This is a genomic window from Ornithinimicrobium faecis (genome assembly GCF_023923225.1).
In the GTDB taxonomy this organism is placed as follows: domain Bacteria; phylum Actinomycetota; class Actinomycetes; order Actinomycetales; family Dermatophilaceae; genus Ornithinicoccus; species Ornithinicoccus faecis.
Genome location: NZ_CP099489.1, coordinates 3,385,356 through 3,403,982, shown reverse-complemented (window position 1 = coordinate 3,403,982; position 18,627 = coordinate 3,385,356). Strand labels below are relative to the sequence as shown.

Below are 18,627 nucleotides of genomic sequence, written 5' to 3'. Positions count from 1 at the left end.
GCGGTCGGCGCGAGTCGCGATCACAGTGGAGGGACGACGAAGCCGAACGAGAGGAACATCATCATGTCCCGACGCAGAAGCACCGTCCTGACTCTGGGGGTTGCGCTCGCACTGGTCCTGCCGATGGGTGCTGCCCACGCCGGCGACCAGCCAGGATCGGACCACTTGGACCTGCCTGACGCTGTCACGGGGGAGGACGCTGAGGGGGACCTGCACGCCCAGATCGCCGAAGCCGCGCGAGAGGCGGGCAAGATCCGGGGGGCGAGCAACGGCATACAGCGGCAGAACGCACCCGCCAACGGGCTGGACGAGGCGACGCAGGCCTTGGTGGATGACGGCGCCATCGGCGTCACGGCCCGGGTGGAGTCGCCGACCACGCAGTGGGGTGGCGCGGCGGGTGCCCGAGAGGTGGGCAAGAATCCGCCGGCGCTGGAGCAGAGCCCCTTCCGCACGGCCAGCATCACCAAGACCATGGTGGCCACGCTGGTGATGCAGGAGGTTGAGGCCGGCACGTTCACCCTCGACACCCCGGTGAATGACCTGGTGCCCGGACTCTTCCCTGAGCACCAGGACGTCACGGTGGAGCACCTGCTGACCCACCGCTCCGGCGCGCAGACGGGCACCATGCTGTCGATCGCCGCCAAGGGCACTGGCCCGACCTGGGAGGACTTCATCGCCGCGCTCGGCCTGGACTACTCGGACGAGGAGCACCTGGCCGTGGTCAACGACGCCGAGTGGCTGTTCGAGCCGGGCACCGGCTTCAACTATTCCAACGCCGGCTTCATCGCCCTCGGGATGATCCTGGAGGGCGTCAACGACGAGGACCTGGCGAGTCTCCTGCAGGAGCGGGTCTTTGACCCGGCTCGCATGCGGCACAGCGCCTTTCCCGATGAGTCGAACACCCGGGGGCCGCTCCTGATGGACGCGATGTACACCGGCACGGCTGAGCAGGGTGGCATCGGCTGGGTCGCGCTGGACGACTTCGACCCGGACGTGTTCTCCGCTGCGGGAGGCGCCGTCACCACCACGCGCGACCTCAACCAGTTTACCGAGGCGCTGCTCACCGGTGAGCTGGTCGACCCGGCCCTGGTGGACGAGATGCTCGTGCCGCGGTCGACGGAGACGATGGTCTACGGCCTCGGCATCTATCGCGTGGCCGACCCGTGCACGCCGGAGGGTGAGCCCCAGCAGTGGCTCTACGGTCACGACGGGGGGAGCATGGGCACGGTGAGTCTGGCGCTGTCCTCGACCGACGGCAGCCGCCAACTGTCCCTGGCCATCAGCGGTCGTGACATGACGGGTGCCCAGGACTCCTACGACCTCAACGAGCTGCTGGTGCCGATGCTGCTGGCCACCTGCTGAGGTGTCTGCGGCGCCGACCGGACACGGTCGGCGCCGCTCCGCCGCGGCCAGCCCGGTAATCTCTGGACGGACCTGACCAACCCGGCTGACGGCATACCCCGAAGGACTCCCATGGCTCACCAGTGGCGCGGCGTGATCACCGAGTATGCGCAGTGGCTGCCCGACTCGATCACCGGCACAGTCGTCACCCTGCGAGAGGGTGGCACCCCGCTGATCCCGGCCGAGCACCTGTCCGAGCGGGTTGGCGCCCAGGTGCACCTGAAATATGAGGGGCTCAACCCCACCGGCTCGTTCAAGGACCGCGGCATGACGGCCGCGATCTCCGAGGCGGCCGGCCGCGGGGCCAAGGCCGTGATCTGCGCGAGCACCGGCAACACCAGCGCGTCCGCCGCGGCCTATGCGACGAAAGCCGGGATGACCTGTGGCGTGCTGGTGCCCGAGGGCAAGATCGCGATGGGCAAGCTGTCCCAGGCGATCGCCCACGGCGCCACGCTGCTGCAGGTCGACGGCAACTTTGACGACTGCCTCACGCTGGCCCGCAAGCTGGCCGAGGCCTATCCCGTCGAGCTCGTCAACTCGGTCAACCCGGCGCGCATCCAGGGACAGAAGACTGCCTCGTTCGAGATCGTTGACGCTCTCGGCGACGCCCCCGACATCCACTGCCTGCCGGTCGGCAACGCAGGCAACATCACGGCCTACTGGATGGGTTATGGCGAGTATGCCGACCGCGGTCCGGCCACCCACCGCCCGGCCATGTGGGGTTTTCAGGCCGCCGGTGCCGCCCCGCTGGTGCTCGGCCACCCGGTCGATGAGCCCGAGACGATTGCCACGGCGATCCGCATCGGAAACCCGGCCAGTTGGGACCAGGCCGAGGCCGCGCGTGATGAGTCTGGCGGCATCATCGACAAGGTCAGCGACGAGGAGATCCTTGCTGCGCACCGCCTGCTGTCTGCGCGCGAGGGTGTCTTCGTCGAGCCGGCTTCGGCCGCCTCGGTGGCTGGCCTGCTGAAGATGTCCGACGCCGGTCTGGTCCCGTCCGGTGCCACCATCGTCTGCACGGTCACCGGCCACGGGCTCAAGGACCCGCAGTGGGCGCTGAAGAACGCCGACGGCTCCGACGTCGAGCCGACCCGGGTGCCGATCGACGCGGTCACCGCGGCGCGGGCACTGGACCTGCAGGACTGATGCGCGCGGGGGAGCGGGTCGCGGTCAGCGTCCCGGCGAGCTCGGCCAACCTGGGGCCGGGGTTCGATGCGGTCGGTCTGGGGCTGGGACTGCGCGATGCGTATGCCGTGCACGTCACCTCCTCGCCTGGTCTCGAGCTCGCCCTGGCGGGCGAGGGCGCCGACGAACTGCCCACGGACGCAACGCATCTGGTGGCGCGTGCCCTGCACACGGCCCTCGAGGTGTGCGGGGAGCCCTGGGTCGAGGAGTTGGGGGAACAGGGCCTCGGGCTGCACCTGGAGTGCCGCAACGCGATCCCGATGTCCGCCGGCCTCGGTTCCTCCGCTGCAGCGCTGGTCGGTGGGCTTGCCCTGGGCTTCGCGCTGGCCCGGGGCGGGGCGCTCACGGATGCTGACCTGACGCTGGTGAACACCCACGCGGGCATTGCCGAGGGGCACCCGGACAACTCCTCGGCCAGCGTCTATGGCGGCCTGACCGTCTCCTGGATGCCCTCCCCGCGGGCCGTGCGCACCGCCAGGCTGGCGGTCCACGAGGGCATCGAGCCGCTGGCCCTGTTGCCGCAGACGACGCGCCTGTCCACGAGCACGGCGCGCGGGGTGCTGCCCTCGGTGGTCGCCCGTGCTGACGCGGTCGAGCAGGCGGCCCGGGCGGCCCTGCTGACGCACGCCATGACGGCTGACCCCACCCTGCTGCTGGACGCGACCTCGGACCGCTTGCACCAGGAGCAGCGCCGCGAGGTCTATCCCGAGTCGATGGGCGTGGTCGATGAGCTGCGCTCGCTGGGTCACGCCGCCGTGATCTCTGGTGCGGGCCCGGCGGTGCTGGTGCTGGCGCGCGTCGAGGTGGCCGAGGCCGTCGTCACCGAGGTGCGTTCCTGGGGGAGGACGTGGCGCGTGCTGCGGCCAGGTGTTGCCGCGGAGGGCGTGCGGGTCGAGGGCGTGCGCGTCGAGAGTTGAGTCGCGGGCGGCTGCGTCGGCTTGGGCCTCCCTCCACGCGCCCCCTCCCTCCATGCGGCCCCTCATTCCGGTCAACTGACAGCACCTTCCGGTTCTTGGAGCCTGCCACGAAGAGCTCTAAGAACCGGCAAGTGCTCTCAGACGATTGAGTGAGTGGTCAGTGCCCTCGCGCCACCGACGAGTCAGCACGGCGGACGGGTCAGCACGGCGGACGGGGCCAGCGCGGCGCACACGAGCATATGCAGATAGTCTGCGAAATGGCATACTGTTTGTATGGCAGGCGAGTTGGACGACGTGCTGACCGTGGGAGCGGCCGCAGAACTGCTTGGGGTGTCGGCTGCACAGGTGCAGCACCTCGGTCGCACTGCTCAGGTGGCCTATCTCGCCCGGGGGCTGCTCGATGGGGCGTCGGTTCGTCGATATCGCAGCGAGCGGCAGGGGATGAGCACACGGGCCTGGGCAGGGAACACGGCCTGGGCCGCGATTGCGCTGCTGTCTGGCGAGTCTGCGGACTGGCTTGGTCAAGCCCAACTCTCCAGGCTCCGGTCGCGCTTGCGGTCGATCAGCACGACAGGCCTCGTGGCGGCAACCCGCAACCGTGCTCGTGCGGTTCGGTTCACAGGGCACGAGTCGGCGAGCGGGCGGCTGGCCAGCGACCCGAGAGTCGCCAGACTCAGGGGCCTGGACGGTCTCGTGGGGTTGCTGGGGGGCGCACACGTCGAGGGCTACATCGCGGCTGGGGACAAGACCGCACTCGTGCGTGAGCTCGGGCTGCGACCGGCCGTGCGCGGCAATTTCGTCTTGCATGAGATCAGCGAGGATCAGCACGGTGCGGAGGGTGCGGTTGCCTGGGTGCGCGAACTGATGGATGGGCCGGTTCTCCCCGCGCTGCATGCTGCAGTGAGCGAGGAGCCTCGGGCGCAGGGGCTCGCCCGTGCCACGCTCCAGGAGCAGCTCGACGGGTTTGGTGCAGATGGTTAGCCGGCGGCCGAGGCCAGCGGTCACAGTCCAGGCGGCCCCGGGCGGCTGGCCGGACCCGTGGCCGAACGTTGCCGAGTTGGCGGAAGTCTTCGCCGGTGATCAGTGGACATTGGTGGGCGGCCTCATGACTCAGCTGCACGCGATCCACAAGGGCGTGGGCGTCGTCCGACCGACGAGCGACATCGACATTCTGCTCCACATCGAGACGGGGCGAGGGGCGCCACGGCGGGCCGCGGCTGCACTGGAGGAGCTGGGCTATGAGCTGCAGCCTCCGGTCGACCCGCGCACAGCCAGGGCGCACCGCTGGCTGCGGCCGGGGCAGCGAGTGGACGTTGCTGGCGGTCGGGGACAGGTGGATGTCGTGCGGGCCGATCACGCAGCGCCCTCCGTCGTGGAGAGGATGCGTGGACACGACATGGTGCCGATCGCGGGCGGCACGCAGGCGCTGCAGCGGACGATCAACGCCACGTTGATCATCCGTGCAGGTGTCCCCACCACCATCTCCGTGCCGCGGGCCTTCGGGGCCGTGCTGCTGAAGTCAGCGGCCTACCTCGCGGACTCGCGCGACCGTGATCGGCACCTCTTCGACGCGGCCGCCCTTCTGGCCTGCATTGACGATCCGTTCGAGGAGGCTGCGGAGCTGCGAGGGTCCGATCGGCGGCGGATCGCCACCCTGAGCGATCGGCTGACCGAGGGCCACCCGTCCTGGCGTGCCCTCACGCCACGCGCTCGTGCGAATGGCCAGGCGGCACTGCGGATCCTTGCCGCGGCCTGAAACTGCGGTGATGGCAACTCTTTGGTCGCTCTCGGACCCATCCGTGTTTACGCTCCGCGTCGGCCACGGGCGACTCGGAGGCCGACGTCATCGAGGCGCAGTGTCGGGTGGCTGCGGCGGCGCACTGAGGCCCGGCAGCTCCAGTGCTCGTCGAACCAGCCACCACCGCGCAGGACCCGATAACTGCCGTAGGCCTCCGCGTCGTAGACGTCCCAGCACCACTCCCAGACGTTGCCGAGCGTGTCGTGCAGCCCGAAGGCGTTGGGGGCCTTGAGTCCAACCTCGTGCGGCCGTTCGTCGGAGTTGTCACGGAACCACGCGATCGTGTCGAGGTCGCCATAGCGCGGGCCGGTGGTGCCTGCCCGACACGCGTGCTCCCACTCGGCCTCGGTGGGGAGGCGATAGCCATCGGCCGCGCGGTCCCAGACCACCTCTGGCTCAGGCACACTCGGCGCAGAGCTGGTCACACTCGGCGCGGACCCGTTGTCGAGCGAACGGACGTCGGTCGGACCCGACCTGATCTCGTAGGCGGGGGTGAGGCCGGCGCTCGCGGACAGCCGGTTGCAGTGCGCGACGGCATCGAACCATGAAATGTCGGTGGCGGGGACCAGCCCGTCGGGGACTGGCCGCTCGTTCGCAGCCAACCATCCGGCTCCGGGAGGGGCCTGCTCGCCGAGCCCCTCGGCATACTCCTGCCGGGTCACCGGGTGCACGCCGATCTCGAACGCTGCCACCGACACATCCCACCGACGGGAGGTGCGACGGTCCGACAGGGTGACCGACCCGGCAGGGATCGGCACGAGCGCGGGTTTCACGTGGCCTGCTGGATGGGCAGCAACCAAGAACTCATCTGCGGGTTCCTGTCCTTGTCGAGGAGTGGGCCTATGGGCTCAGCGTCTCATTCGAGGTCGGTGGTGCTCGACAGCATGAAGGCGTCAGGCCGGATGGCGCATGAACCAGGTGAGGGCGATCGGGCGTGCATCTGTGTTGCCACCCGGCGAAAGTGTCAGTCACGTCGATACGATGAACTCATGACCGAGATCGCGGCCCCTGGACGCGGGCCACTCAGCGGCCCTAGCGGACGGCTTGTGGCTGCCCACCGGGGTGAGGTGGGCGAGGTGCTGCGCCGTCATGGAATCCTGAACCCTGAAGTCTTTGGCAGTGCGGCCAGAGGGGACGACCATGAGGGAAGCGATGTCGACATCCTTGTCGACTTCCCGCCAGGGACCAGCATCATTGACATCATCGGCATTCAGCACGAGCTTGAGGACCTGCTCGGTGTCCCGGTCGACCTTGTCCCGCGGGATGGGCTCAAAGAGCGGGTCCGCACCAGGGCGGCGAAGGACCTTATTCCCCTACGAGCCGCTCTGACGCCGACCTCCTCGATGACATCGCCGCCGCCATCACGTCGATCCATTCCCATCTCCAGCACGGACCGATCTCGCTCGAGCTCGTGATGGATGCGGTGGCCATGCGGCTGCTGGAGATTGGCGAAGCTGTCAAGGTGCTCAGCAACGAGATCACGGCGACAGAGCCTGGGATCAAGTGGCGCGACATCGCTGGCATGCGTGATTTCACCACTACTTCGCCACCAACCCATCGGTTGTCCAAGCGGTCATCGACAAGGACTTGAAGCCACTGCGCGAGGCGGTCGATCGCCTGTCGGCGCAGGTGGCCCAACGTGAGAGTGGTAGTCCTCACCAAGGTTTGGACCCGTGATCACCGACGCCACGGGGTCTGTGTGCGGGCGCGGTCGAGAGAACCAACGCCGGTGTTCGCGGTTGGATGGGCCGATCACCACGTTCTGACCACGCTGCCAAACAGCCAGGCGAGTGCAGGGCTGTGCCGGGCGGCCATCGGTGCTAGCGTCGGGTATGCGCGTCGCCGACATTCTCAGGAAAAAGGGCAGTTCCGTTGTCACCCTGCCGTCCGCTGCGACCGTCGCTCAACTCGTGGAAAGCCTCGATGACCACAAGATCGGTGCCGTCGTCGTGGTCGACGACGACCGGGTCGTCGGGATCGTCTCCGAGCGCGACATCGTGCACCACCTGCGCTCCGGCCGGGATCAGTCGAGCACACTGTCCGAGATCATGACCGCTGATGTCCATGTCGTCACGGTGCAGGACGAGTTGGATCAGCTCGCTCTCATCATGACGGAGCGCCGTCTGCGGCACCTGCCCGTTGTCGAGGACGGAGTGCTGAAAGGCATCGTGTCGATCGGAGACGTGGTCAAGGCACGTCTCGAGGCTCTGGCTGCCGAGCGGGATCACCTGGAGGACTATCTGCGCCAGGCGCCCTGACCGATGAGGGCCGTTGTGTATGAGCGCTATGGCCCGCCCGGCGTGCTGCGGATCGAGCAGGTTCCCGTGCCCGAGCCTGGTCCCGGCCTGGTGCTCATCGAGGTGGTCGCCACCTCGATCAACCTCTCCGACTGGGAGTGCCTGCGCGGCCGACCGCTGTATTCACGGATCGGCGGACTGCGCTCACCCGCCCGACAGACGCTCGGGTCGGACATCGCGGGACGTGTGGCTGCGGTCGGTGCGGGCGTCACCGCCTTCGAGGTCGGCGACGAGGTCTATGGCGACAATCTGCGGCTCAAGGGTGGCTTCGCCGAGTTCGCGCTGGCCCCGGCGAAGGTGCTGGCGCACAAGCCCGAGCGGTTGAGTTTCGTGGAGGCGTCCGCCATCCCGCAGGCGGGGGCCATCGCCCTGCAGGGCACCGCGGGGATGCAGGCGGGTCAGCGGGTGCTCATCAACGGTGGCGGCGGTGGCAGCGGGTCGTTCGCCATCCAGCTCGCCAAGCGGGCAGGGGCGCACGTGACCGGAGTCGACAACGGAAGCAAACTCGACTTCATGCGCGGCCTGGGGGCGGACGAGGTGGTCGACTACCAGTGTGAGGACTTCACCCGCCTCCCACCGTTCGACCACATTCTCGACCTGGTGGCCCACCGCTCTGTCCTCGCCTATCGGAGGGCGCTGCTCCCGGGTGGTCGCTATCTCTGCGTGGGCGGGACGGTGCCAACGCTGCTGCGGGTTGTCACGCTCGGTGCCCTGGTCGGTCGAGGGACCGGACGTCGCATCGGCGTGCTCCCCGTGCAGCAGGGGCCGGACCATTTGAGTCGCTCTCCCAGCGCGCCGTGGCCGGCGAGGTGCAGATCCACGTTGACCGCACGTTCGGCCTCGATGAGGTTGCTGAGGCTCTGGCCCGAGTCGGCGAGGGGCAGGCTCTCGGCAAGGTGGTCGTGGTCCCACGCTGAGCGGACTCGCGGACTCGCGGACTCGCGGACTCGCCGAGGCGCCGAGGCGCCGAGGCGCCGAGCAGGACTGAGTCAGGCAGTGAGCAGGTCGGCTTGTTCTCGGGCGGCATCCTGACTCGGCGGTCGCGCGAGACGGAGTCCCAGCGTGGGCAGCACGGGTGGGGCGTGAGAGTCATAGATGTGCCCGGTCGGAGTCGTCACGCGGACGACGTGAGCACCGTCGTCGGTGTCGATCACCTCATGGCGCCAACCAGGAGCTTCCTTGTCGTAGTTGCAGGCCTCGCACAGGCCATCGCCGTTGTCCTCGGTGGTCTCACCACCTCGTGCAAACGGAAGGATGTGATCAACATGGCGCACCGGTGCGTCGCACCACGGGGTGCGGCACACCTGGTCGCGGGCGACGAGGAACCTGCGCAGTGCCCCGGTGAAGAGTCGCCGGCGACCATCCTGGTCTGTCAGCACTCCGGTGACGGGATCGGCATACAGTCGGCGAAGCCAGACCGTGGCCTCGGCGTCGCCGAGGTCACCGTCCGAGGCGCGCAGGAGATCGCGAGCCAGGGCGGCGGGAAGAGGCCCAAAGTGCTCGAGTCGTGCTGCCGTCTCGTCCAGGCCCAGGAGAGCGGTGTCTGTCATCACCACGCCCACCTCGATGTTGACGTCGACGGCGGCAGACTTGCCGGTGAGGCGCTCGATGAACAGGTCTGCGCGGAGCTGGTCGAGCGTGCGCTCGTCACCGGCGGACTTCAGCGACCGGGCCGACTCGTCAAGCGCCTTGTAGCAGGCCACGCCCTGAGCAACAGGCAGGAAGCCGGTCACGTTGGCCATGACCTCCGGTGCAGGACGGATGCCGACGCGGCGGTCCTCCTTGGCCTTGCGGCCGCGGTTGACGAAGGCATAAGGGTCGAGCTCGTAAGCCAGGGCGCTTGCCATGGCCACGAGCTTCTTGGCTGAGTCGGTGCGGAAGCGATCGGCGAGTCGGGCGTCGACGATCGCGCGGTGCTCGCGGCTCAAACAGGACGTCTCGCGCACGAGAAGCGTCGCAGTCCACTCGGCCAGCAGGCCCTCGGTCATCGCCGCATGCGTGCATGGCATCTCGCGGACCACTGCCCGGGCGAAGCCCAGGTGACGCGACCCAGCGACCGGCGACTCACGCCGCGCCAGGCCCAACTGCTGCGGGATCCCCTTGTCTGCGCGCTCCGGGGCTGCGCCGTCAGCGATGGCCTGCTCACGCATCGCGTCACCGGCGACGACGGTGGCTCGCGCCTGGGCTGCCGCGGCGGCGTTCTTAGCCAGCTCGAGGGCGGTGATGAACTCGCACAGGGCGGCGGGGGAGACGTGCTCAAGGCGCTCTAGGTCGGTCGTCGCGAGCGCCGCAGTGAACTGGGCGATGTCCGTGGCCTCCATGGCCCCTCCTCCCCAAGTCGCGCACCCCTTGCGCTGTCCCTGATGAAATCAGACTAGCACACATGTTCGAAGATGGGAAGGGTTTCCGTGTCGTGTCGTCGGAGCGGGCAGAGGATCGACCGTTTGACGGACCACCGTTGAGGGCGACGTGGGTTGGGTGGGCGCGATGGACGACGGGCTACGGCCTAGAGTGCCAGCGACGACTGACACAGCGGAACTAACACAACGAACCGAAGCAGCAAACTGCCCAACAAACCGGCACAGCGAACTGACCCAGTGGAACCGACCCAGCAGATCTGACCCAGCAGAACCGACACACAGGAGACTTGGCAATGGCCAACGAAGTGCTTGTAGAGGTCGACGGCAGGGGCGTGGCCACGGTCACGCTGAATCGCCCGGAGGTGAACAACGCCTACAACGACGCGATGCTGCGCGGGCTGCACGGCGCGATTGACGCGGCACTTGCCTCGCAGCGCACGGACGCGCCCGTCCGCTGCGTGGTGATCCGCGGGGAGGGCAAGCACTTCCAGGCCGGCGCCGACCTGCGCTGGCTCGCGCAGGTCCAACAGGGCAGCGCGGATGAGAACTATGCCGCCTCGGAGCTGACCGGCAGTGCGGTGCGCCGCCTCACCGAGCTGGACGTCCCCGTGGTCGTCCTCGTCCAGGGCGCCTGCTTCGGCGGCGGGACCGGGATCCTCGCTGGAGCGGACGTCGTGATCTGCGGCGAGGACTCGGTCTTTTCCATCGCCGAGGTGAAGTGGGGCCTGCACGCCTCGGTGATCCTGCCGCAGCTCGCGGACGCGATCGGGCCGCGACAGGTGCGGCGCTATGCCCTCACGGGGGAGCGGTTCGACGCCGCCGAGGCGCAGCGCATCGGGCTCGTGCACGAGGCGGTGGCCCGCGATGACGTGCCGGCCCGCGGTGCCGAGATCGTCGAGGCGATCCTGTCCTGTGGCCCGGGAGCGGTGGCGATCACCAAGCGGCTCGCCCGAGACCTCTCGTGGTCCGCGACCGGGGACGCCGAGTTCGCCGACCTCGTGCAGGAGCACAGCGATGGCCGCCAGGTCAACGAGGCTCGCGAGGGGCTGTCGGCCTTCCGCGAGAAGCGCACCCCTGCCTGGGTGCCCGCCGGCGAAGGCTCCTGAGTCCCCACCGGATAAGGCTCCTGAGACGCTCGACCCAGCCAATCGGCATACGGAAGGATGGGGGGTCAGCGGCCCGCAGAGCCGGTAGGTCTATCTGATCAGGTTCATCGCGACGGTGACGTGCTGGGAGTCCATCCACACGTCGGAGCACTCGACGACAGCGCCGTCGTCCAGGTAGGTCACCTGCTTGAGGAAGAGCAGCGGAACGCTCGTGGAGATGCGCAGGGTGTTGGCGATGTCTCCGTCGGCGAGCACGGCCTCGAAGGTGCGCCGGCCCGACGACAGGTGACCGGTCGCCCGACGATCCAGGGCGGTGAAGAGGGCAGTGGTCTCAAAGTCGGTGCCGTCGATGCCCGGAGCCAGGCTCAGGCGCACCCAGTTCTTCAGCCGCGCGACCGGGATGTCATCCAGTGAGCGGACCCGGTCCAGAAAGAGGAGCTGCTCAGCGGGGTCGAGGGTGCTGGGGAACTCGGGATAGGCGCTCGCGGGGACGATGTCCTGCCTCAGGACCGTGGTGGTGAGGCTCTTCTCGGAATAGGACAGGGACTCGCTGAGCCCGACGAGGGTCTGCGCGATGGAGGGCTCGGGACGGCCAGACCGGACGTAGGTCCCCTTGCCCTGCAGGGTCTGGACGATGCCTTGCTCGTTCAGCGTGCGCAGGGCACGGCGCACCGTGCCCCGCGCGACGCTGAACTCCTCCATCAGGGTGGACTCGGCGGGCAGTCGGCTGCCCACCGGCAGCTCACCCGACCGGATCCGAGAGCGCAGCGCCTCGGAGATCTGCTCGTGAATGGGGAGCATCAGGTTCGGGTCTGTCTCCGCCACGCTGCGTCCTTCAGAATCAGTAGGAGGTGGAGGCCGTGTCGCCCTGCACGAGCTCCAGACCAGCACTGGTGCCGAGGGCAGAAGCCCCGGCCTCGACCAAGGCTACTGCCTGGTCATAGCCGGTGATGGCTCCCGACGCCTTGACCAGGACGCCCTCGCGCACCCGCTCCACGAGATAGCGAACCGACTCCGGGTTGGCTGTCTCGATCGCACCGGAGGAGGCATTCTTGAGCCACTTCGCGCCAGCGTCCATGGCCAGCTCGACGGCGCGCTCCTTCTCGTCATCGCTCAGCAGGGGCAGCTCGAGCATGACCTTGACGGGCAGGCCGGACGCCTCGACGACTCCGGCGATGTCGTTGCGGAAGTCGTCATCGCGACCGGACTTCAGCCACCCGACCTGCACGCCGATGTCGATCTGGTCTGCACCGGCCTTGGCGATGGCCTCCGCCTCGGCCGCCTTCCCACGCGAGGTCATGACGCCGACCGTGGGGAAGTCGAGTGCGCTGGCCACCAGGACTCCGGTGCCCTTGACGACGGCAGCCACCTCGGGGACCCAGGAGGCCGGGACCATCACGGCCCCAAAGTTCTGGGCGACGGCCTCCTCGGCGTGGGCCACGATCTGCTCGTGGGTGGTCCCCGCCTTGATCAGGGTGTGCTGGATGAACGGTGCGAGGTCCTGTGGACTGTTGATCTGCATGGTGCGATCTCCTTCAGTTAGTTGTGTTCAGGTAGTCGGCCAGGGCTTCATCGACGGCGCTGCGCCCTGGCATGGATGGGATGACCTCCGCCACGGTCACGGAGAGGGAGGAGGCGACGATGGCCCGCTGCGCGGCGTCCCGCAGCTCCGCGCCGGCGTCCAGGGCGGCCGCGAACGTGCCGACGAAGGTGTCGCCGGCGCCCGTGGTGTCGACGACGGAGTGCTGGGTCAGGGGAGCCAGGGTCTCGGTCGCGTCCCCGGTGGTGATGCTCACGCCATCGGCGCCCTGGGTCCGGACGACCACCTGGGTCGCTGGCGCGCGGTAGCCCTCGCGGACATAGAACTCGTGCTCGGACTCGTTGGGCACGAAGTAGTCGGCCATCGCGATCACCTCGTGCCGCAGCGACGTCGCCGGGGCCGGGTTCAGGAGCACGGTGGCGCCGCCCTCCTTGGCCAGGATGATGGCTCGCTCCGCGGTCGCGACCGGCACCTCGAGGCAGACCACCACGAGGTCGGCGGCAGCGAAGGCGTCCCGGTGCGCGTCCAGGTCCTCGGGAGTGAGCTCGTCGAGGACGCCCGGGGCGATGGCGATGCGGTTCTCGCCGCTGGGCTCGACCACGATGACACCGGCCATCGTCGATCCTCTGGTGGCCTTGACCCTGCCGCTCTCGACCCCCTCGTGGTCCCACAGCTCGCGGGCCGAGTCAGCGAAGGCATCGTCACCGAGCGCGGTGAGCAGGCTGACCTGGCCACCCTGCCGGGCGATGGCCACGGCCTGGTTGGAGCTCTTGCCCCCGTGACCGATGTTCAGGGTCGAACCACCAATGGTCTCGCCGGCGCCGGGGACCCGAGGCACGCGGACAGTGATCCCCGCGCCATAACTTCCAACAACCAGGATCATCCTCTTCGTTCCTCTCCGTGGGCAGACGTGGTGTGGGCGGACGTGGTGGGCGGCATTCGGTATGCCGAGTGGTCACCGGGCCGGGGTGGGCCCAGTGCCTCAGATGGTCACCATGACGCCGGCGATCGTGGCGCTCATCAGGTTGGCCAGGGTGCCGGCCAGCACCGCGCGCATGCCCAGTTGGGCGATGCGGGTGCGCTGGTTGGGGGCCAGGCTCCCCAGGGCTCCGATCTGCATGGCGATGGCAGCGAAGTTGGCGAAGCCGGTCAGGGCAAAGGTCACGATGGCCTGCGTCTTGACGGAGAACGTCTCCGCGACCGGACCGAACTCCGAGAAGGCCACAAACTCGTTGAGCACGATCTTCTGGCCGACGAAACTTCCCGATGCGGCTGCCTCGGCCCAGGGGACGCCCAGGACAAACATCACGGGTGCAAGGAGCCAGCCCAGGATGGACTGCATCCTCAGGTCGCCATAGCCGAACCAGCCGCCAACAGCGCCGAGCAGGACGTTGACCAGGGCGATCAGACCGATGAACGCGATGAGCATGGCGGCGATGTTCAGCACCAGCTGCAGGCCCTCGCCGGCACCACGAGCCGCGGCGTCCACGACGTTCACGGGGCGGGCCTCTTCCTCGTCGGCCTCGTCCGTTGCCACGCTGTCGCCGGAGGCAGTTGCCTGGGTGCCGCCGGAGGTCGTCGCCACCGATCCGCCGGCGTCTCCGCCGGCGGTGGCCGGGACGGTCTCGCGAGTCCGGTGGCGTGCGATGAAGCGGGTGAGGCGTCCCTCGCCACGGCTCTCCGCGAGCTCGGCCCCGGCCGGCATCACGATCTTGGCCATCACCAGCGCACCGGGCGCCGCCATGAAGGCCGCTGCGATCAGGAACTCCAGTGGCACCCCCATGAGGGCGTAGCCGACGAGGACCGACCCGGCGACCGTCGCCATGCCACCGGTCATCACGGCAAACAGCTCGGACTGGGTGAGCCGCTTGAGATAGGGCTTGATCAGCAGCGGGGCCTCGGTGTGACCCAGGAAGATGTTGGCCGCGGTGTTCATTGACTCCGCGGTGGTGGTGCCAAACAGTTTGGCGAATGCCCCGCCCACGATCTTGACGACCCACTGCAGGATCCCCAGATAGAACAGCACCGAGGTCAGGGACGCGACGAAGATGATGACGGGCAGCACCTGGATCGCGAAGGTGAAGCCGGACTCCAGCAGCGGGCCGAAGACGAACTCGATGCCGGCGTTGGCGGAGTCGATCACCATCTGCACGGCATCGCTGGCTGCTGTCAGGGCACGTTGACCGAGCGGCCAATACAGGACGAGCGCACCGAAGATGACCTGGACCAGCAGGGCAACCCCCACCGTGCGGAGGCGGATCTTGCGGCGATCAACGGAAAACAGGAGAGCGATGGCCAGCAGCAGGAAGACGCCTGCCAGGCCCCAGAAGAATGTCATGGTGATGTTTCCTGTCTGAGGTGGCGCGTCAGGCTTCGAGGCCGTGGACGGGGCGGCTGGGGACGGAGGGCGTGTGCAGCATCTGCTCGAGGAGGGCGTAGAAGGCCGCGCCGTCCAACCGCTCGGCGACGTGGGCGTTGGCCTGCAGGCCGAACTTCTCCCAGGCCATCGCGGAATAGCCCATGGTCAGTTCGGACTGGGTCTCGACATCGACGCGATAGCGCCCCTCCTCAAGGATCAGCTCCGGGTGGAGCAGCGCCGCGAGGGTGATGGAGTCAGGGTGGGTCGACCCGTCGATGCCCACTGACTCGTTGAAGTCCAGCGTGGCGTCACACACCTTCTTGAACAGCTTGGCAATCGGGGTGTCGATCGAGGTCAGTCGGTCGTACTGCGCACGTGAGTAGGTCGCGTCGCGGATCGTGATCGGGTCCCAGGTCACGATGTGCAGGTCCTCAAAGCCGGCGTCCATCACGATCTGCGCGGCGTGGGGGTCCACATAGAAGTTGAACTCGGCCGCAGGCGTGGTGTTGCCGCGACCGTTGTTTGAGCCGCCCATGATGAACAGGCTCTTCACGTTCTTCACGAAGGCCCGGTCCTTGACGACCGCGGTCGCGATGTTGGTCAGCGGACCGATGGCGACGATGCTGATCTCACCGGGCTGCTCCGCGGTCAGCCGGATGAGCGCGTCGACCGCGTGCTCCTCGGAGATAGCGCCCGGGTCGAGGTCGATCTGCAACCCGCCCGAGCCGTCCCCGTGGACGTCCTCGGCGGACACCCACGGGCGCAGCATGGGTTGCCGGCACCCCAGGTGGAGGGGCACCTCGCCCAACTTGCCGGCCACGGACAGGGTGATCTGCGCGTTGGCCACCTGCCGGTCGAAGGGCACGTTCCCGGCGACCGTCGTGATGGCCCGAACGTTGGCGGTGGGATCGGTCAGACCGAGCAGGATCGTGACGCAATCATCTTGCGCCGTGTCGTTGTCAATGATGATCTGGTGCTTCTGCATCGTCGTCCTCTTCGTTGAGACTCTCGCTCCGTTGAGTATAGACATCTATGGACAAGTGGAGTCAAGAGCTCGGTCAGCAGACGGGAGACCGAGCCGTTCGGCATACGGCAGTGCACTGCCCGGCGACGTATGCCGTGTGGTCACCGTGGCGGTCGGGCGCCACGGACCAGGGCGACAGCACCGATGCCCACGGTCGCCTGCTATGGGTGGCCGAGAACTGCCGGGCTAGGTAGTTTCGTGGGATGACACGGGGCGGATTTCGGATCATTTGTCTTGCTGCGGTGCTGCTGGCGGGGTGCACCGGCGCTGCGCCAGAGGTCGAGGAGGTGGACGATCCAGCGGCGGAAACGACCGCGGGGGCGCCCGAGCCGACTGCCGAGGAACCGACAGCTGCTGAGCCGACGGATGCTGAGCCGACGGGACAGGAGAGTGCCACCGAGACACCGCCGGAGGACGCTGGCGAGGGAGAGGTGATCGACGTCGAGCCGGGGGCGGCCTTCCTCTCACCGAGCACCAACATCGCGTGCTTCCTGGCGGAGGACGAGGACGGGGCCTACGTTGGGTGCGACATCCAGGAGACCGACGCTCCCCTCGAGCTGCCTCCCCCCGACAATGTGGCGCCCCGGTGGCAGGAGACGCTCTGCGAGGAGCCCGTGGACCAGGGCTCGACGATCCTCCTGTCCGAGGGAGAGGTCTTCTGGAACTGCTCGTTCGAGCCGATCATGATCGCCGCGGACGTGGAGTATGGCGGCAGCTGGGTGGGCGATGGCCCGACGGCAGAGCTGTGGGACGGGACCCCCGCGGCGGTGCTGGCCTATGGGCAGACGCTGCGGACCGCAACCCACGAGTGCACCAGCGCCAGAGACGGTGTCACCTGCCAGGAGATCGGCGGCGAGCACGGCCTGACGTTGTCCAGGAGCGGGATCGAGACCTGGGGCTGAGGCGTGCACGCTGCACCTCCGGATGAAAGAGCGAGGAAAGGGGTGACGGGTTGGGTGGGTCCTTCTGGAATGACGGTTCAAGGAGGAATCCATGGGTTTGGGAAATTTCCGTGCTGCGTCGGCCCTGGTGGCTGCGGCAGCACTGACGCTCACTGCGTGCAGTGGGGGTGGTGACGACGGCACCGACGACACCGCAGGCGCTGGGGGCGGCGAGGCGGCTGGCGGCAGCACGGGCATCGTCACGGCCAACAGCAGCGAGCCACAGGGCCCGCTGATCCCGACCAACACCAACGAGGTCGGCGGCGGCAGGATCCTGGACATGGTCTTCGCCGGGCTGGTCTACTACGCGCCGGACGGCTCGGCGCACAACGAGGTCGCGGAGTCGATCGAGACCGAGGACAACCAGACCTTCACCGTGACCCTGGAGGACGGGTGGACCTTCAGCGACGGCTCCCCGGTCACCTCGTCGAGTTTCGTCGACGCCTGGAACCAGGGCGCGCTGCTGAGCAACGCTCACCTGTCCAGCTACTTCTTCGAGCCGATCGAGGGGTTCTCCTACGACGAGGACTCGGAGTTGACCGGTCTGGAGGTCGTTGACGAGCAGACCTTCACGGTCACGCTCAAGCAGCCGGAGGCCGACTTCCCGGCGCGCCTGGGCTATTCGGCGTTCTTCCCGTTGCCCGAGGCGGCTTTTGAGGACCCCGAGGCGTTTGGGGAACATCCGATCGGCAACGGCCCCTACCAGCTCGAGGGGGAGGGTGCCTGGGAGCACAATGTCGGGATCGATCTGGTCCCCAACGACGAGTATCAGGGGGAGCGCGTCGCACAGAACGGCGGCGTGTCCCTGCTCTTCTACGACAACAAGGACTCGGCCTACAACGACCTGCTGGCCGGTGAGCTGGACATCATCGACGAGATCCCGGACTCCGCCTTCGGTGCCTTCGAGGAGGAGTTGGGTGACCGAGCGGTGAATCAGCCCGCCGCGCTCTTCCAGTCGTTCACGATCCCGGAATACCTCGACCACTTCGAGGGCGAGGAGGGGACGCTGCGCCGCCAGGCGATCTCGCATGCGATCGACCGCGCGGAGATCACCGAGACGCTCTACCAGGGTACCCGCACCCCGGCGGCCGACTTCACCTCCCCGGTCGTGGACGGCTGGACCGACCAGGTCCCTGGCAACGAGGTGCTGCAGTACGACCCGGAGCTCGCTGCGGACCTGTGGGCCCAGGCCGATGAGATCGCACCCTGGGAGGGCACTTTCACCCTCTACTACAACAGTGACGACCCCCACCAGCCCTGGGTGGACGCCGTGGTCAACCAACTGCGCAACAACCTCGGCATCGAGGCCGAGGGCGAGGCCTACCCCTCACTCGGTGAGCTGCGCACGGCAGTCGGTGGCAAGGACATGGACGGAGCCTTCCGCACCGGCTGGCAGGCGGACTATCCCCTGATGGGCAACTTCCTGGGCCCGCTCTACGGCACCGGGGCCGGCTCCAACGACGGTGACTACTCCAACGAGGAGTTCGACAACCGCCTGGCGGAGGCCGCGACGGCCGAGTCGGTGGACGACGCCACCGCGTCCTACATCGGGGCCCAGGAGATCCTCATGCAGGACCTGCCCGCCATTCCGCTCTGGTATCAGAACGTGGTCGGCGGCTCCGCGGAGACGGTTGAGAACGTGGAGTTCGGCTGGAACAGCGTGCCGGTCTACTACGCGGTGACCAAGCAGGAGTGAGCT

Annotated in this window: 19 protein-coding genes; 12 read left to right on the top strand and 7 right to left on the bottom strand. The window is 68.1% G+C overall.

Annotated features, from left to right (window positions below; genetic code table 11):
• Positions 1-63: 63 nt before the first annotated feature.
• From NF556_RS15955 to NF556_RS15935, 5 genes are all read left to right on the top strand, one after another.
• The gene (locus NF556_RS15955) at positions 64-1,362 is read left to right on the top strand and encodes a serine hydrolase domain-containing protein (protein WP_252592012.1); all 1,299 of its coding nucleotides are present in this window, start codon (positions 64-66) and stop codon (positions 1,360-1,362) included.
• Positions 1,363-1,473: 111 nt separating this feature from the next.
• The gene (thrC, locus tag NF556_RS15950; protein WP_252592011.1) at positions 1,474-2,547 is read left to right on the top strand and encodes a threonine synthase; all 1,074 of its coding nucleotides are present in this window, start codon (positions 1,474-1,476) and stop codon (positions 2,545-2,547) included.
• The gene (thrB, locus tag NF556_RS15945; RefSeq protein WP_252592010.1) at positions 2,547-3,503 is read left to right on the top strand and encodes a homoserine kinase; all 957 of its coding nucleotides are present in this window, start codon (positions 2,547-2,549) and stop codon (positions 3,501-3,503) included. The genes thrC and thrB overlap by 1 nt, the downstream gene beginning before the upstream one ends.
• Before the next feature lie 273 nt (positions 3,504-3,776).
• Positions 3,777-4,484 carry a hypothetical protein gene (locus NF556_RS15940; RefSeq protein ID WP_252592009.1) on the top strand — a complete coding sequence of 236 codons (708 nt, stop codon included), beginning with the start codon at positions 3,777-3,779 and terminating at the stop codon, positions 4,482-4,484.
• Between the two features lie 124 nt (positions 4,485-4,608).
• On the top strand, positions 4,609-5,259 hold the full coding sequence (locus NF556_RS15935; protein WP_252592008.1) for a hypothetical protein: 651 nt from the start codon (positions 4,609-4,611) through the stop codon (positions 5,257-5,259).
• Between the two features lie 47 nt (positions 5,260-5,306).
• Here NF556_RS15935 and NF556_RS15930 read toward each other — a convergent pair whose 3' ends face one another.
• Entirely contained in the window at positions 5,307-6,074 is a 768-nt protein-coding gene (locus NF556_RS15930) for a formylglycine-generating enzyme family protein (protein WP_252592007.1), read from the bottom strand.
• Positions 6,075-6,290: 216 nt separating this feature from the next.
• Between NF556_RS15930 and NF556_RS15925 the strand changes: the two genes are divergently transcribed.
• From NF556_RS15925 to NF556_RS21535, 4 genes are all read left to right on the top strand, one after another.
• Positions 6,291-6,716 carry a nucleotidyltransferase family protein gene (locus NF556_RS15925; protein ID WP_252592006.1) on the top strand — a complete coding sequence of 142 codons (426 nt, stop codon included), beginning with the start codon at positions 6,291-6,293 and terminating at the stop codon, positions 6,714-6,716.
• A complete protein-coding gene (locus tag NF556_RS15920) occupies positions 6,716-6,892 on the top strand; it encodes a HepT-like ribonuclease domain-containing protein (RefSeq protein WP_345780121.1) in 177 nt (58 codons plus the stop codon). Before NF556_RS15925 ends, NF556_RS15920 begins: the two co-directional genes overlap by 1 nt.
• Positions 6,893-7,133: 241 nt before the next feature.
• A complete protein-coding gene (locus NF556_RS15915) occupies positions 7,134-7,559 on the top strand; it encodes a CBS domain-containing protein (RefSeq protein WP_252592004.1) in 426 nt (141 codons plus the stop codon).
• A gap of 3 nt (positions 7,560-7,562) precedes the next feature.
• Complete coding sequence (locus NF556_RS21535) at positions 7,563-8,630, top strand: NAD(P)-dependent alcohol dehydrogenase (RefSeq protein WP_425607046.1); 1,068 nt, start codon at positions 7,563-7,565, stop codon at positions 8,628-8,630.
• On the opposite strand, the gene NF556_RS15900 is transcribed toward NF556_RS21535, so the two are convergent.
• Complete coding sequence (locus NF556_RS15900; RefSeq protein ID WP_252592003.1) at positions 8,588-9,919, bottom strand: HNH endonuclease; 1,332 nt, start codon at positions 9,917-9,919, stop codon at positions 8,588-8,590. The genes NF556_RS21535 and NF556_RS15900 overlap by 43 nt on opposite strands.
• 332 nt (positions 9,920-10,251) lie before the next feature.
• Between NF556_RS15900 and NF556_RS15895 the strand changes: the two genes are divergently transcribed.
• Positions 10,252-11,064 (top strand): enoyl-CoA hydratase-related protein, encoded by an 813-nt coding sequence (locus NF556_RS15895; protein WP_252592002.1) that lies wholly within the window; start codon positions 10,252-10,254, stop codon positions 11,062-11,064.
• 90 nt (positions 11,065-11,154) lie between these two features.
• Here the strand turns inward: NF556_RS15895 and NF556_RS15890 are convergent, their stop codons facing one another.
• The 5 genes from NF556_RS15890 to NF556_RS15870 all read right to left on the bottom strand — a co-directional run bounded on the left by NF556_RS15890 (position 11,155) and on the right by NF556_RS15870 (position 15,948).
• Complete coding sequence (locus NF556_RS15890) at positions 11,155-11,889, bottom strand: GntR family transcriptional regulator (protein WP_252592001.1); 735 nt, start codon at positions 11,887-11,889, stop codon at positions 11,155-11,157.
• 16 nt (positions 11,890-11,905) lie between these two features.
• On the bottom strand, positions 11,906-12,586 hold the full coding sequence (gene deoC / locus NF556_RS15885) for a deoxyribose-phosphate aldolase (protein ID WP_252592000.1): 681 nt from the start codon (positions 12,584-12,586) through the stop codon (positions 11,906-11,908).
• A gap of 13 nt (positions 12,587-12,599) precedes the next feature.
• Entirely contained in the window at positions 12,600-13,487 is an 888-nt protein-coding gene (locus NF556_RS15880; protein WP_252591999.1) for a ribokinase, read from the bottom strand.
• 99 nt (positions 13,488-13,586) lie between these two features.
• Entirely contained in the window at positions 13,587-14,942 is a 1,356-nt protein-coding gene (locus NF556_RS15875; RefSeq protein WP_252591998.1) for a NupC/NupG family nucleoside CNT transporter, read from the bottom strand.
• A 28-nt stretch (positions 14,943-14,970) separates the two neighbouring features.
• Positions 14,971-15,948 (bottom strand): nucleoside hydrolase, encoded by a 978-nt coding sequence (locus NF556_RS15870; RefSeq protein ID WP_252591997.1) that lies wholly within the window; start codon positions 15,946-15,948, stop codon positions 14,971-14,973.
• A gap of 242 nt (positions 15,949-16,190) precedes the next feature.
• Here NF556_RS15870 and NF556_RS15865 point away from each other — a divergent pair, with 242 nt between their 5' ends.
• On the top strand, positions 16,191-16,889 hold the full coding sequence (locus NF556_RS15865) for a DUF6636 domain-containing protein (protein ID WP_252591996.1): 699 nt from the start codon (positions 16,191-16,193) through the stop codon (positions 16,887-16,889).
• 91 nt (positions 16,890-16,980) lie between these two features.
• Positions 16,981-18,624, top strand: a complete 1,644-nt coding sequence (locus NF556_RS15860; protein WP_252591995.1) for a peptide ABC transporter substrate-binding protein — start codon at positions 16,981-16,983, stop codon at positions 18,622-18,624.
• Positions 18,625-18,627 lie beyond the last annotated feature (3 nt).

What these genes read in the sequence shown, in the direction of transcription:
- NF556_RS15955 (WP_252592012.1), top strand. Translation starts at nt 64, where the DNA reads ATGTCCCGACGCAGAAGCACCGTCCTGACTCTGGGGGTTGCGCTCGCA.
- thrC (WP_252592011.1), top strand. Translation starts at nt 1,474, where the DNA reads ATGGCTCACCAGTGGCGCGGCGTGATCACCGAGTATGCGCAGTGGCTG.
- thrB (WP_252592010.1), top strand. Translation starts at nt 2,547, where the DNA reads ATGCGCGCGGGGGAGCGGGTCGCGGTCAGCGTCCCGGCGAGCTCGGCC.
- NF556_RS15940 (WP_252592009.1), top strand. Translation starts at nt 3,777, where the DNA reads ATGGCAGGCGAGTTGGACGACGTGCTGACCGTGGGAGCGGCCGCAGAA.
- NF556_RS15935 (WP_252592008.1), top strand. Translation starts at nt 4,609, where the DNA reads ATGACTCAGCTGCACGCGATCCACAAGGGCGTGGGCGTCGTCCGACCG.
- NF556_RS15925 (WP_252592006.1), top strand. Translation starts at nt 6,291, where the DNA reads ATGACCGAGATCGCGGCCCCTGGACGCGGGCCACTCAGCGGCCCTAGC.
- NF556_RS15920 (WP_345780121.1), top strand. Translation starts at nt 6,716, where the DNA reads ATGGATGCGGTGGCCATGCGGCTGCTGGAGATTGGCGAAGCTGTCAAG.
- NF556_RS15915 (WP_252592004.1), top strand. Translation starts at nt 7,134, where the DNA reads ATGCGCGTCGCCGACATTCTCAGGAAAAAGGGCAGTTCCGTTGTCACC.
- NF556_RS21535 (WP_425607046.1), top strand. Translation starts at nt 7,563, where the DNA reads ATGAGGGCCGTTGTGTATGAGCGCTATGGCCCGCCCGGCGTGCTGCGG.
- NF556_RS15900 (WP_252592003.1), bottom strand. Translation starts at nt 9,919, where the DNA reads ATGGAGGCCACGGACATCGCCCAGTTCACTGCGGCGCTCGCGACGACC.
- NF556_RS15895 (WP_252592002.1), top strand. Translation starts at nt 10,252, where the DNA reads ATGGCCAACGAAGTGCTTGTAGAGGTCGACGGCAGGGGCGTGGCCACG.
- deoC (WP_252592000.1), bottom strand. Translation starts at nt 12,586, where the DNA reads ATGCAGATCAACAGTCCACAGGACCTCGCACCGTTCATCCAGCACACC.
- NF556_RS15880 (WP_252591999.1), bottom strand. Translation starts at nt 13,487, where the DNA reads ATGATCCTGGTTGTTGGAAGTTATGGCGCGGGGATCACTGTCCGCGTG.
- NF556_RS15875 (WP_252591998.1), bottom strand. Translation starts at nt 14,942, where the DNA reads ATGACATTCTTCTGGGGCCTGGCAGGCGTCTTCCTGCTGCTGGCCATC.
- NF556_RS15870 (WP_252591997.1), bottom strand. Translation starts at nt 15,948, where the DNA reads ATGCAGAAGCACCAGATCATCATTGACAACGACACGGCGCAAGATGAT.
- NF556_RS15865 (WP_252591996.1), top strand. Translation starts at nt 16,191, where the DNA reads ATGACACGGGGCGGATTTCGGATCATTTGTCTTGCTGCGGTGCTGCTG.
- NF556_RS15860 (WP_252591995.1), top strand. Translation starts at nt 16,981, where the DNA reads ATGGGTTTGGGAAATTTCCGTGCTGCGTCGGCCCTGGTGGCTGCGGCA.